We start from the raw sequence: 13,361 nt of genomic DNA on the forward strand, positions 1-13,361 counted from the left end.
GCGGGCTGCTTTGCCGGGGCGGACACCAAGGCGTCAATCACCTTTGGTTTTTGCGGTGCATGGCTGCGCTTGTTTCGCATGACGCCAGCGAAATGGTTCGTTATCCAACGCGACCATGCTCGAACGGCTCAAGGCGCTGCGCACGCGCCCCACTCTCGTCGCCCTGTTGATCGGCCTTGCGGCGCAACTCCTGTTCACGATCCACCTCGACCAGCCGAGCAAGATCCTATTCGACGAGGTGCATTATGTGCCCGCCGCGCAGACGCTGCTCGACCTGTCGGGGCCGCGCAATGTCGAGCATCCGCTAGTCGGCAAGGAGCTGATTGCGCTGGGGATCGCGGCGCTCGGCGACAATCCGCTGGGCTGGCGCGCGACCGCGACACTTGCGGGTACGGCGACGGTGGTCGGGATATTCGCGCTGCTCTGGCTGCTCACCGGCACGATGCGCACCGCGCTGTTCGGCGCGGTGTTCGCTATGCTCAACCAGACGCTGTTCGTCCAGGCGCGCACCGCGATGCTCGACGTATTCCTCGGGGCGTTCCTGATCTGGGCGATCGTGCTGATGCTATGGTCGATGCAGGCGGCCACGCCGGGCCGGGCGTGGCGGCGCTGGATCGGCGCCAGCGTGCTTCTGGGACTGGCGATGGGCGTCAAATGGGCGACGATCCCCTATATCGCGCTCGCTGGACTGGCCTTTGTGGTGCTGCGGGTGCGCGATGCGCGGATCGCGCAGAAACCAGTGTGGAGCGCGCTGCTCGGGCGCAACCAGCGCAACTGGCCCGGAATGGCCGCAGTGCCTGCGCTGCTCGTGCTCGGGCTGGTCAGCGTGGCAGTGTATCTCGCCACCTTCGCACCGGCGTTCTTCTATGCCGTGGAGCCGCTCGACCTGGCCGGGCTCCTCCGCCAGCAGCTCAATATGTACGCGCTGCAGACGCAGGTTCTGCCGCACCATACTTATGAATTGCAATGGTGGAGCTGGCCGCTGATGCTGCGGCCGATCTGGTATTTCTATGAGTTCGACGCCGGCGCACAGCGCGGCGTGCTGCTGATCGGCAATCCGCCGATCATGTGGGGCGGCGTCGCCGCGGTGCTCGCCTGCCTATGGGCGGGGCTCAGGGACCGGGCGATCCGGCCGCTGGCAATGGCGTTGCTGTGGATCGCCTCGGTAGCGATCTATGTCGTGATCCCCAAGTCGCTCGGCTTCTATTATTATTACCATCTCTCGGGGCTGTTCGTGTGCTGCGCACTGGCGGTGGCATTCCAGCATTTCGACCGCGGCAGGAATTGCGGGCTCGAGGAATGGTTCGGCGCGCTGGCGCTGGTGGCCTTCGTTTATTTCTACCCGATCCTCGCCGCCTCGCCGCTGCAGGCCAGCGACGCGTTCAACCATTGGATGTGGTTCCCCAGCTGGCGGTGAGCGCTATACTCCCCGGCCAGGGGGAGGACAGGTCAGTATCGCCCCCAGACGAAGCGCGACGATAGCGCGAAGTTCCACACTGCGGCGACGGCGATGCCGGCCATGGCGGAGAGGCGCCAGTCGCCATGCTGGACGTTGTGGAGGAACGCCGCAACGCCGACGTTGGCCGCCGCCCCGACCGAACAGACGATGCAGAAACTGACCAGTCCGTCGAGCAGCTGACGGAAGCCCTTGAGGCGGCGTTCGCGATAGGTCAGTGCGTTGTTGAGGAAGAAGTTGAAGGTCATCGCGACCATCGTCGCGGCGATCGTCGCGGTCACGAAGGGCCAGCCGCCGAGGCGGAACAGCAGCCCGAGCACGAAGAAATGGACTCCCGCCCCCAGCGCGCCGATGCCCGAGAACAGCGCGAAGCGCACCGGTACGACCTTGCCGAACATGCGATCGTAGAGCGCGATCAGATATTCGAGCGCGACGACGTGATCGAGCTTGCTCTCGCCCTCCGTGCGGGTGCGGAACACATAGGGGAGCTCGACGAAATGGAGCGGCCGCGGCGAGGCGGTCATGATGTCGAGGAGGATCTTGAAGCCGATGCCCGACAGCGTCGGCACGAGGCTGCGGACGATCGCGCTGCGGATCATGAAGAAGCCGCTCATCGGGTCGTTGAGATCGGCCTTGAGCACCCGGCGCGAAAGCTTGGTGGCGAAGGCGGATTTCGCGACGCGGTCGCGGTCCCATTCGCCGGTGCCGCCGCCCGAGACGAAGCGCGAGCCGACCACCACGTCGAGCGCCGGATCGGCGCCAAGCGCGTCGAGCATCTTGGGCAGCAGCGTTTCGTCATGCTGCATGTCGCCGTCGATCACCGCGACTACGGGCGCGGCCGTGGCGCACATTCCCTCGATGCACGCAGTGGAGAGGCCGCGGCGGCCGATCCGCTGGATCACCCGCACGCGGCTGTCGATCCGGGCCAGCTCGCGCACCGCATCGGCGGTGCCGTCGGGACTGTCATCGTCGACGAAGATCGCTTCCCAATTGCGCCCGGCAAGCGCCTGGTCGAGCTTGGCGACCAGCACGGCAACATTGCCGCGCTCGTTGAAGGTCGGGATGACGACCGCAAGCTCGAGCAGATCGGGTGTCACACCAGCTCCGCCAGCACCGCGTCGCCCATCGCCTGCGTCGAGAGCGAGCCCCCAAGATCGGCGGTGCGCGCGCCCTTGTCGAGCGCGGCGGAGACTGCCTTCTCGATGCGCTGGGCGGAGGCTTCGTCGTTCAGCGAATGGCGCAGCAACATCGCCGCCGAGAGGATCGCGGCGCACGGATTGGCCTTGCCCTGCCCGGCGATGTCGGGCGCCGAGCCATGGATCGGCTCGTACATGCCGTTGTCGCCGCTCCACGCGCGCAGCGAGGCGGAGGGGAGCATGCCGATCGAGCCCGCACACATGCTGGCCTGATCGGAAAGGATGTCGCCGAACAGATTGCCAGTGACGATCACGTCGAAATCGGTGGGGCGGCGGACGAGCTGCATCGCGGCGTTATCGACATACATGTGCGTCAGCGCGATGTCAGGATATTGCAGCGACGTCTCGTTGACGACGTCGCGCCAGAGCTGCGAGGTCTCGAGCACATTGGCCTTGTCGACCGAGCACAGCTTCTTCTTGCGGCGGCGCGCCATCTCGAATCCGACGATGGCGATGCGCTCGACCTCGGCCTCGTCATAGCTCATCACGTCGAAGCCCTGGCGCAGGCCCTCGGCATTCTGGCGATGGCCCTTCTCGCCGAAATAGACGTCCCCGGTCAGCTCGCGGACAACGACGATGTCGAGCCCCGCGACGACTTCGGGCTTGAGCGTCGAGGCATTGGCCAGCGCGGGAAACAGCGTCGCCGGACGGATATTGGCGAACAGGCCGAGCTCGCGGCGGATGCCAAGCAGTGCTGCCTCGGGACGCAGCCGGCGCTCGAGCCCCTCGAAGCGCGGATCGCCGATCGCGCCGAACAGCACGGCATCGGCGCGCTTGGCGAGCGCGAGGGTTTCTTCGGGAAGCGGCCGCCCACTGACCATATACGCGGCGCCGCCAACAGGAGCTTCCTCGAACGTCAGCCCGAGATCGAGCGCTTCGAGCACGCGGCGGGCCTGGGTGGTGACTTCGGGCCCGATACCGTCGCCGGGCAGAACTGCGATGAGCGGCAAATGAAACTCCTTGGGGAAGCGCCTCCCGACCTGGAGGCTCTCGGTCTCCGACGCTTTGCCGCCAGAGCCGCGGTTACGCAACCGCCCGCAGCAACCGGTCGACCAGCCGCGCGCGCGCCGCGAGGACATCGGCGCTCTTGCCGATCAGCAGGTCGCGTTCGAGGAAATGGCCGGTGAGGCGCAGGCCAGCGACGATATCGTCCCATTCGGCCGCGCCGCCTTCGGTGAGAAAGGGCGGCAGACGGAGCAGCCGCTCCTCATAGCCGACCGCGCCGGCACGGCTGACTGCGATGCCGCTCTTCGGGCTGACAAAGCCCAGATCGGTGGTGGCGCCGGTCGCCGCGCAGGTTTCGAGATCGAGCCCGAAGCCGAGCTCGGCAAGCAACAGCAATTCATAGCGAACCAGCGCGACTGCCCAGCCGCGTGCTGCCGGCGCCGCCTCGATCGCTGCGAGGACGCCGTCCAGCGCGCCATAAAGGCGCGGATAGGGCTGACCCTCGGGCAGCGCCGAGGCGGTGAGCGCGGTGGCCCAGGTCAGCGCGGCGGCGGGCAGCGCCTCACCGAACAGCGGCGCGCGGCTATGGGTGAGCTCGACGGTGAGCCCGGCGAGTTGCTCCTCGGTGCGTGCGCGCCATTCGCCGAGCACGAGATTGGACGGCTGCAGCACCGGCCGCATCGCCCGCGACCGCCCGCCCCGGACATAGCCGGGCTGGAGGCCATGTTCCTCGGTGAGCGCACGCACGATCGCGCCATGCTCGCCATGCGCACGGATGCTTAGGAGGATCGCGTCGGCGCGAAGATGCATGATATGCGTCTAGACCGGGCGGCGACGATTTGCGATGCTGCGCGTCTCATACGCCTGCAACGATGCCCTGCGCTTTGGAGGCGTCCCTTTGACCGGAGACAGCCGCGTGTTGACCGTTCGTCGGGCCGTTCTCGCCCTAAGCCCACTCCTCGCCGCCCCTGCCGCACTCGCCCAGTCGGCGCCGGACCTGACCGACCTGGTCGGCGCACGCGCCGCGGGGGGCGAGACCCAGCTGGAGGCGCGCGGCTATCGTTTCGTCACGGTCAACACGGTACGCGACACCAAATGGTCGTTCTGGTGGAGCGAGCGCCAGCGACAGTGCGTCTCGGTGGCGACGTCGAACGGGCGCTATTCGGCGATCCAGCGCGTGCCGGCGGCGAACTGCAACGCGCAGGACACCCTCCCGCCGCGGCCCGATTACGACGCGCCCCGCCCCGGCTATGACCGGCCGCAGACCGACGATGGCGGCCGCGGCGGCGATCGTGGCGGGCCTTCGCTGACGCTGATCTGCTATGGCGCGGGCAGCGGTCCGGCGACGCACTATCAATCAGGCTATGTCTATAATTCGAAGTCGCACCGCTTCGAGCCGCAATATGGCACCACGCTGGGCCGCGAAGGCTTCGCTTCCGACGTGCAGGTCGAAATCTGGCATGGCCGGGGCCGCATCCATCTGGGCGGCAAGCTCGTCTCGCCCATTCATTCCGGCGGCGACAATGGCTGGTGGAACATCGATAATCTGATGGTGACGCCCGACCAGATCACCGGCCAATACCGCATGAACGGCATGAACAAGCCGCGGATCGAGATCGACCGGCGCACCCGGCAAATCAACATTCGCGCGGCGACCAATTTCGTCGGGCGCTGCGACGTCGGCGATTGGCGCGGCGGCGGCTTCTGACCGCTCACACGATCAGCGGGGCGAGTATCGCAATCACAAACAGGCACTCGAGCATGCCGAGGGTTGCGATCCAGAAGCCGCGGAGCAATGACACGTCGAGCTTCTGCGAGAACCAGCGGATCTGGAGCCCGCCGAACGAGAGGAGCGCGAACAACATCAGCGCGAGCCCGGCCAGTTGCAGCGCGGGGCGGTGCAGCTGCGTGAGCAGCGCCCCCGCACCGAGTACCAACGCAAACGGGCCGGCGAGATAGCATTGGCTGTAGAACGGTGCCTGGAGCGCGTGGCGGTTGAGCTTGTGGCCCTGCTTGCGCACCAGCCGGGTGGCGAGGATGATCGGGAAGATGCTGAAGATCATCAGCCGGAGCAGCAACAGGCTGGTATCGTCGGTGACGTATCGCGCCAGCCCCTTGTTGCTCGCGATGAGCACGCTCTGGCCCAGATAGGTCAGCTCCAGCGCGTGCGAGAGCAGCAGCGAGAGCAGGAGGAATAGCGGCGGGCTGAGCGTATCAGCGAATTGCTTGCCCTCCGCCTCCGCGAGCTGGGCGGCGGCATAGTCCATCATCGACCAAGGGTGCCGGATCACCCGCCACAGCGTGAGCGGATAGAAGACCAGCCACGCCATGATCTCGTAGAGCAAGTCGTCGAGCGACTTGATGAACTGCATGAACCCCATGGATCGCGTTGCAGCACAGATGCGCGGTTCTGACTATCCGCGGCGCACTCTTTTGGTCCATTCCTGAAAGCCCCCACGCTGGACGGCCCTCTTGGCGAGCGCGACGGCACCGTCGAAGCCGCGCAGGGCAGCGAGCAGCGCACGGTTGGCAAGCGTCGGGCGCAGCAGCAGCAGGTCCGCGCAGGCGACGCCGCCGCTGGCGAACTGGCGCTTATGCTGACCTTCGCCTTCGGTGAAATCGAAGCTGATAAAGGCGCCCTCGGCGAACAGGTCGCGCACCGCCTCGAGTTGGAGGACGGCACCGGGCGAGAGATCGTTGAACGCCGGATCATGGCCGACATGCGCGTAGATCAGCGTGTCGCCCTGGGCCGGGCAATAGAGATAGGCGATCGGCGCGTCGGCGACGTAAAGCAGCCAGGTGCGGACGCGGCCGGCGGCGGCGAGCGCGCGCATCGTCTCGATAAAGCCCGCGTCTTCGGGGAGGCCCGAATCGAGCAGCCGCTCCTGATAGGTGCGCTGCGACACTTCGCGGGCGATGGCGTGGAAAGCGCTGAGCTCGGCAGGCGTGCGGAAGCGGCGGATGTCGAGCGTGCCGCCCGATTGCGCGGCAAGCTTGCGTGCCTTGCGGCGCAGGCCCTGGCGCGCATTGGAGGAAAGCGTTTCGAACCAGGCATCGAAACCGCCGGCGAAATCGAGCCAGTAGCGCGTGTAGCGCTGGCGAACGAAGGCGCGGCCGAACTGGGGCAGGAGTGCCTCGGGCAGCGAAGTGACGATATAGCCGTCTGCATCGGCGGGGAGCGGTGGCAGAGTCGGAAGCACCGCTAAGCGCGCTTCGGCAAGGCTGAGCGCGACGCGGACCAGGCGGCGCTCGACCGCGAACAGGGTGCGCGCGCCGATCATGAACTTGAGCGGGACCGCGCGCACCGCAGGCGGCGCGGCGGTGATTTCGCTGAGCGCGTTCATGCCGCGCGTTCCTCGACCAAGTTCGACCAGAGCTGTTCGGCCTGGCGCAGGCGGGTGCGCAGCAGGCTGGGGCCGAGCGGCTGATCGTGCTGGCCAAGATGCATCGGCGGGCGATCGGCGAAATGGGTGGTGACCAGCCCGGCGCGGCGCTCGGCGAGCATGCGGCACAGCGCCTCGAACCGGCGGACATGCACCGCATTCGGGCGGGTGCCGGCGCGGTTGGCGAGCTCGAAGCCGTGGCTGACGATGGTCACCGCGGCATGGCCGGCGCGGACGGCGTGATCGAGCGCGGCGCGCATCTCGGCGGCGGACAGCGCGCAGATCTGGAAGTGGCGGAGATGGGCCTTCTGGTCCTCGATCAGCGTCACCGGGACTTCGATCACGCCGCGATGGCGGATCGGGGCGATCTGGCGGGCGCCGAGGCCGATCGCGCTGGGCCAGGGGTGTTCAGAGCCGTTATGGCTCGAATCATAGGTGAAGCCGAGTTCGGCGAGCGCGCCGAGCGTATCGTCGCTGGCCGAATAGGAGCCCGAGCGGAAGGCGATCGGCTCGGGCGCGCCGGCGGCGATCAGCATGTCGGCGGCGCCGGCGATCAGCTTGACCTGCTCGTCGAAACTGTAATCGATCAGCTCAAAGGCGCCGTAGCTGGTGCCGTTGTCGCCAGCATGCGCGCCGGTCCAGTTCGGGTGGAGGTGGAGCTGGACCTCCTGCCCCGCCTCCAGGATCGCGCCGACGACGCGCTTGATCGGATCGAGCCCGTAGACCAGCGCGGGCATCGGATCGACGAAGAAGCACGCCTTGAGGCCATGAGCGGCGAGCATCCGGAGCTGCCAGCCCACCCCGACCCCGGCCGGCTCGAGCGAGCGCTGGACAATCGTATCAACATCGAGCCCGGCGACGTGGTGGCGCCACATCAGCTCGGTATCGACGGTCAGGAAAACGCGGGTGGGCATCGTCGCACGCTAGCATCAGCGGCATGAAGAATCTGCAAATCGGCGCGTATTCGGCACCAAACGCCTGCAATTGCCGCAAAACGCGCCTTATCTTGGCGTCCTGGGTGTAGAGCCTGTCCCCGAAAACCCGCGGATTTGCGCGATTTGTTGGAAATATCCGGCTTAGCTTCACAGAATGCATGTGAATCATGAAATTCCGTTGCGCGTCCAAGCAATTTTAGTGCGCGATCGTCCGAACCTGTTTCGACACGGTCAAAGACCGGTCCTCGTCTAGCACGATGCCGCACCTGTAGGACAGCCGACATGCGCCTAGGGCTTGATCCCATAGCGCGCATAATCCTCGTCGATCCGAGCCGACATCAGGCGGGCGGCGGCAAGATCGTCGGTGCTGCCCTTGGCGTCGCCCTGCTGCTTGCGGATCACGCCGCGCATATAGAGGCTCGCGCCTTGCCCCGGCGACAAATCGAGCGCGGCATTGAGATCGGTGAGCGCGTCGTCCATCCGCCCCATGCGGAAATAGACCAGCGCGCGGCTGTCATAGATCGACGCCGGGTTCTCGGCGAGCTCGATGCCCTTGGTGCAGTCCTTGAGCGCCGTGTCGAGCGCAGTGTTGAGCGTGCCCTTCACCCAGCAGCGCTCGTTGAGCAGATTGGCGTTGCCGGGATTGACCTTGATCGCGGCATCGAGCGTGGCGATCGCCTCGTCGCCGCGACCGGCCTCGGCGAGCAGTTCGCCCTTTTGGATGACGAAGCTGACCTTTTCCGACCCGCCCTGGTCGATCCGCTCGCTGATCGAGGCAAGCGCCTCTTCGCGCTGGCCGGCGCGGAAGCGCAGCGTGGCAAGCTGGTTGAGCCCTTCGGTCGAGCCCGGCTCAAGCGCCAGACCTGACTGGACATCGGCGATCGCGCCCTTGTCGTCGCGCAGCATCACCCGGGTGCGGGCGCGCCAGAAATAGAGGCTGGCGCTGGGCTCGATCGAAATTGCCTTGTCGAGGTCCGCGAGCGCGCCCTTCCAGTCCCACACGCCGCTGAAGAAATTGGCGCGATTGGTATAGCCGAGCGTTTCCTTGGGATCGTCCTCGATCGCCTTGGCATAGGCCGCGAGGATCGGCGCGAAGGCGCCGCTGCGCCTGGCCTCGGCGACGACCTTCCAGCGTGGCGGATAGCCGGCCGGAGCGACGAGCGTGGCGAGTCGGTTCTGCGCGAGGCTGACCTGGGCGCGGGTCGCGGCGACATCGGCGGCAGCGATCTCGGCGCCATCCAGCGAGACCTCGTCCTCGAGCGACAGCCATTCGCCGTCGAGCTTCGCACTGCGCGTGACGTTCGCGCCGGCAAAACGCCCGGGGAAGCTGCGATCACCCTCGAGCTCGAACCCGGCGCCCTTGTCCGGCAGGCGGATCCGAACGCGATAGATCGTGGAGAGCGGAACCGGCGAGGTGACGACGGGAATGTCCTTCCACGCGGCGCGCGCGCGATCGGGCGCGAAATTGAGCTTGCTCACCGTTTTGTCGAGCACCGCGCGATAGCGGTCGTCTGTCTTCGCCCAAGGCGTCGACAGGATGCCCTTGGCGACGATCGTCGCGGTGGCGCTCTCGGCGTCGTAGGTGACCGCGCGTTCGCCGATCAGCGCCTCGCCCACCGTGTTGGCGACCATCATCTGCACCATGCCCGAAAGCTGTTCCTTGTCGGCCTGGGTCGTTCCGGTGTGGATCATCTCCGCAGTCGCGCCACGGGCGAGGAAGGTGACGGTGAACGGCGTCGGCAAGCTGAGCCCGGCGCTCTGGTCGAACTCGGCTGTGATCTCCGCCATCGGGCGCGCGGCGGCGTGCATGACGATCGGCATCAGCTCGGCGCCGTCGCTGCGCAGCGGCAGGACCGTGCGGAATGGCGGGGTGTCGTCGATATCGGCGAGGCGGTTGCCGCTGCCGGTGCCGTCGAGCCACAGGCTCTTGCCCTCGATCAGCGCGCGCACGATGACGTGGTCGAACGCGCCGGGGCTGGGCAACCGCTGGGCGACCAGATCGCCCATCTCGATGCTTGCCACCACCGGCTCGGCCTCGATGCCGAGACCGTGAAGGATCGCGAGCAGCAGCAGTGTCTTGGCCTTGCAGTCGCCATAGCGCAGCGACCAGGTGTCGGCAGGCTTTTGCGGCGTGTAGTTGCCACCGTCCATGCCCTTGAACAGATAACGCGTCTCGTCCTGCACCAGCCGCAGCGCGAGCGCGGCGCGGGTGCGCGGATCGCTCGACTTGGCGGCGATCTTGGCGACTTCGCCCGCCAGCGGGCTGCCGGCGGGGATCAGCCCGTCGGTCTGGTAGAGCGGCGCCATCACCTTCGAGACGGCGCGCCAATCGGCGAAGCTCGTCGCCTCGAGGATCGACAGCTTCTGGAAGCGCATCGGCGCGTCACCCGGCAGTTCGGCGGGCTTGGCGAGCGGCAGCGCGATCTCGATCTCGTCGAACCCGCCGCGGGTCGCCACCTTCGGCGCCAGGCCATCGGCATAGCCGCGCCACTTGAGCGGCGTGCTCGCCGGCCAGGACAGCCGCGCACGGGCGAACTTGGCGCGCCCCGGCGCCGCGATCAGCGGGATCGCAGTCTGGACATTGCCCTGGAGCGCCTTGTCCTTGCTGGTGATCGAATAGCTCAGCCGCAGCACGTCGCCGACGCGCAAGCCCTCGACCGCCAACGTCGCGGTGAGCGTGCCGTTGAGCTGCCACTGGGCGAGCTGCTCCTCGCGGCGCAGCACCTGGAAGCGCTGGCCGGCGGCGACGAGGTCGATATGCTCGCCGCCGCGGATGATCTCCGCGCGGTGGACGATCAGGTCGCCGGCATCGGGCTGCCAAGGGATGGTGACGGTGCCGAGATCGCGCAGCGTCTGGCCCGAGATCACCCGCGTCGCCTGATCGGTATATTCCCAGACCTGGCCGTCGCCGACACGCTGCTGCTGGTCCATGACGATCAGCGCGGGATCGGCATCGGTGAGCTTCGCCGCATCGAACGCCGGCGCCGGGACGATCCATCCGGGCGCCGCCTCATAAAGCGGCTTGTCGCCCGCATGTGCCGCACCGGCCACGCACAGCAGCGCAACCGTGAAAGTCCCGCGAAAGATCATCGAATAAAGCCCCCTATTCGCAGCAATTCTTACTGCGTTCGGGGCCCAGCTCAATAGCCGATCCCGTGCAGGCATCGTGAATATGTAGCGTCGTTTCAGTGCAGCCCTGACGCGACCGTCTACGAACTAGGCCGACTCATAAAAATGCGGATTGGCAGGAACCGCCCCAATTGCCGACGTTCCTGTTTCCGTCACCCCGGCCTTGAGCCGGGGTCCCGCTTCTTCTGGAGTTTGACGAGAGGCTCGAACAGATCATGCCGCTCGGGATTAAAGCCCTTGATCCCTGCCAAGAGCAAAAAGAAGCGGGACCCCGGGTCAAGCCCGGGGTGACGAAGAGAAGGGACAGCTTCCACTCATGATCGGCCGTTCGGCGCTTGTTGCGAAGCGGACGTTTATGGGTTCACGACCTGGACGTGACGGCACGCTTCCGATCAACGCGCGTGATAAAAGTCGTAGACCTGCTGGGCGACTGCCGCCGAAACGCCGGGCGCCTTCTGCAGGTCCTCCAGGCTCGCGCCGCGCACGGCGCGCGCGGTGCCGAAATGCATCAGCAGCGCCTTCTTGCGCGCCGGGCCGATGCCGGGGACTTCGTCGAGCGGGCTCGCGCCGATCGCCTTGCTGCGCTTGTCGCGATGCGCGCCGATCGCGAAGCGATGGGCCTCGTCGCGCAGCCGCTGGATGTAGAAGAGCAACGGAGAATTGACCGGCAACATCCGCTCGCGGCCGTCCATCATGTGGAAGACCTCGCGGCCGTCGCGGCCGTGATGCGGGCCCTTGGCGACGCCGACCAGGCAGACATCCTCGATGCCGAGATCCTCGAGCACGCCCTTCACCGCATTCAGCTGTCCACGGCCGCCATCGATCAGCACCAGATCGGGCCAGTCGCCCTGGGTGCGATCGGGATCCTCGTCCTGCGCACGGGCGAAGCGGCGCGAGAACATCTCGCGCATCATCCCATAATCGTCGCCGGCGATCGTCTCCGGGCGCTTCATGTTGAACTTGCGATACTGGCCCTTGCGGAAACCCTCGGGCCCGGCGACGACCATCGCGCCGAGCGCGCTGGTGCCCTGGATATGGCTGTTGTCGTAGATCTCGATGCGATCGGGCGGCTCGGGCAGCTCGAAGAATTCGGCGACCTCGCCGAGCAGCCGCGCCTGGGTGGTGCTTTCCGCCATGCGCCGGTCGAGCGCCTCGACGGCGTTGCGCTGCGCCTGTTCGAGCAAGCGGCGGCGCGGCCCGCGCTGGGGCACGCCGAGCGCGACCCGGTGGCCCGCGCGCTCGGCCAGCGCTTCGCTGAGCAGCTTGGCCTCATCGAGGTTGCGATCGACGAAGATCGTCTTGGGCGGGGGCACTTCCTCGTAGAATTGCATCAGAAACTGGGCGAGCACTTCGTCTTCGGGCACTTCGGCGGTGTGCGCCGGGAAGAAGCTGCGATGCCCCCAATTCTGGCCGCCGCGGATGAAGAAGGCCTGGATGCCCATCACCCCTTGCTTGTTGGCCAGCGCGAAGATGTCGACATCGCCCACACCCTCGGCGTTGATCGCCTGGCTGCCCTGGATGAAGGTGAGCGCCTTCAGCCGGTCGCGCAGGATCGCGGCGAGCTCGAAATCCAAATTCTCTGCCGCGGCCTGCATCTGCGCGCCGAGCTTGGCCTGGACCTGAGTCTTCTTGCCCTGGAGGAAATCGCGCGCATCGCCGACCAGCTCGGCATAGGCGGCTTCGTCGATGCGGCCGACGCACGGCGCCGAGCAGCGGCGGATCTGGTAGAGCAGGCATGGCCGGTCGCGCGTGGCGAAGAAGCCGTCGGTGCACGAGCGCAGCAGGAACAGCTTCTGGAGCGCGTTGAGCGTCTGGCGCACCTGCCCCGCCCCCGCGAACGGCCCGAAATAATCGCCCTTGAAGCGCCGCGCGCCGCGATGGAGCTGGACGCGGGCGAAGGGGTGATCCTGGCGGAGCAGGATGAAGGGAAACGACTTGTCGTCGCGCAGCAGCACATTGTAGGGGGGGCGATAGCGCTTGATCAGCTGCGCCTCGAGCAGCAGCGCCTCGGCTTCGTTGTTGGTCGTGACGATCGTCATCGATCGGGTCTGCGCGACCATGCGTTGCAGGCGCTTCGACAGGCGCATCACCTGGGTGTAGTTGGTCACGCGATTCTTGAGCGCGCGCGCCTTGCCGACATAAAGCACGTCACCCCGGGCATCGTGCATCCGATAGACGCCCGGGCGGACAGGCAGCGTCTTGACGACATTCCGGATCGCCGCGACGCCCGCGTCGAGATCGGGCGTCTCCGAGCCGCGCACCGCATAGGTGGCGGTTTCCTCGTTGAAGCGATTGGGGGAATTGGGGTCCGACATTG

Annotated in this window: 10 protein-coding genes; 2 read left to right on the forward strand and 8 right to left on the reverse strand. The window is 66.8% G+C overall.

Features of this window, described 5'->3' with window-relative positions:
• Positions 1-115: 115 nt before the first annotated feature.
• Positions 116-1,417: a phospholipid carrier-dependent glycosyltransferase gene (locus AB2M62_RS13135; RefSeq protein WP_404334394.1), complete on the forward strand. Its 1,302-nt coding sequence runs from the start codon at positions 116-118 to the stop codon at positions 1,415-1,417.
• A 32-nt stretch (positions 1,418-1,449) separates the two neighbouring features.
• Here AB2M62_RS13135 and AB2M62_RS13140 read toward each other — a convergent pair whose 3' ends face one another.
• The 3 genes from AB2M62_RS13140 to recO all read right to left on the reverse strand — a co-directional run bounded on the left by AB2M62_RS13140 (position 1,450) and on the right by recO (position 4,407).
• A complete protein-coding gene (locus AB2M62_RS13140; RefSeq protein WP_404334396.1) occupies positions 1,450-2,553 on the reverse strand; it encodes a glycosyltransferase in 1,104 nt (367 codons plus the stop codon).
• A complete protein-coding gene (leuB, locus tag AB2M62_RS13145; protein ID WP_404334397.1) occupies positions 2,550-3,602 on the reverse strand; it encodes a 3-isopropylmalate dehydrogenase in 1,053 nt (350 codons plus the stop codon). Before leuB ends, AB2M62_RS13140 begins: the two co-directional genes overlap by 4 nt.
• Positions 3,603-3,675: 73 nt before the next feature.
• Positions 3,676-4,407 (reverse strand): DNA repair protein RecO, encoded by a 732-nt coding sequence (gene recO / locus AB2M62_RS13150; protein ID WP_404334399.1) that lies wholly within the window; start codon positions 4,405-4,407, stop codon positions 3,676-3,678.
• Positions 4,408-4,513: 106 nt separating this feature from the next.
• On the opposite strand from recO, the gene AB2M62_RS13155 reads away from it, so the two are divergent.
• The gene (locus AB2M62_RS13155) at positions 4,514-5,305 is read left to right on the forward strand and encodes a hypothetical protein (RefSeq protein ID WP_404334400.1); all 792 of its coding nucleotides are present in this window, start codon (positions 4,514-4,516) and stop codon (positions 5,303-5,305) included.
• 4 nt (positions 5,306-5,309) lie between these two features.
• On the opposite strand, the gene AB2M62_RS13160 is transcribed toward AB2M62_RS13155, so the two are convergent.
• The 5 genes from AB2M62_RS13160 to uvrC form a co-directional block, all read right to left on the reverse strand.
• Positions 5,310-5,978: a hypothetical protein gene (locus tag AB2M62_RS13160; RefSeq protein WP_404334402.1), complete on the reverse strand. Its 669-nt coding sequence runs from the start codon at positions 5,976-5,978 to the stop codon at positions 5,310-5,312.
• A gap of 33 nt (positions 5,979-6,011) precedes the next feature.
• A complete protein-coding gene (locus AB2M62_RS13165) occupies positions 6,012-6,941 on the reverse strand; it encodes a GNAT family N-acetyltransferase (RefSeq protein WP_404334404.1) in 930 nt (309 codons plus the stop codon).
• Positions 6,938-7,894: a polysaccharide deacetylase gene (locus tag AB2M62_RS13170; protein ID WP_404334406.1), complete on the reverse strand. Its 957-nt coding sequence runs from the start codon at positions 7,892-7,894 to the stop codon at positions 6,938-6,940. The genes AB2M62_RS13165 and AB2M62_RS13170 overlap by 4 nt, the downstream gene beginning before the upstream one ends.
• Before the next feature lie 309 nt (positions 7,895-8,203).
• Positions 8,204-11,005, reverse strand: a complete 2,802-nt coding sequence (locus tag AB2M62_RS13175) for a DUF3857 domain-containing protein (RefSeq protein WP_404334408.1) — start codon at positions 11,003-11,005, stop codon at positions 8,204-8,206.
• A 431-nt stretch (positions 11,006-11,436) separates the two neighbouring features.
• A complete protein-coding gene (gene uvrC / locus AB2M62_RS13180) occupies positions 11,437-13,359 on the reverse strand; it encodes an excinuclease ABC subunit UvrC (protein WP_404339934.1) in 1,923 nt (640 codons plus the stop codon).
• Positions 13,360-13,361 lie beyond the last annotated feature (2 nt).

It is taken from the genome of Sphingomonas sp. MMS12-HWE2-04 (assembly GCF_044881185.1).
Lineage (GTDB): Bacteria > Pseudomonadota > Alphaproteobacteria > Sphingomonadales > Sphingomonadaceae > Sphingomonas.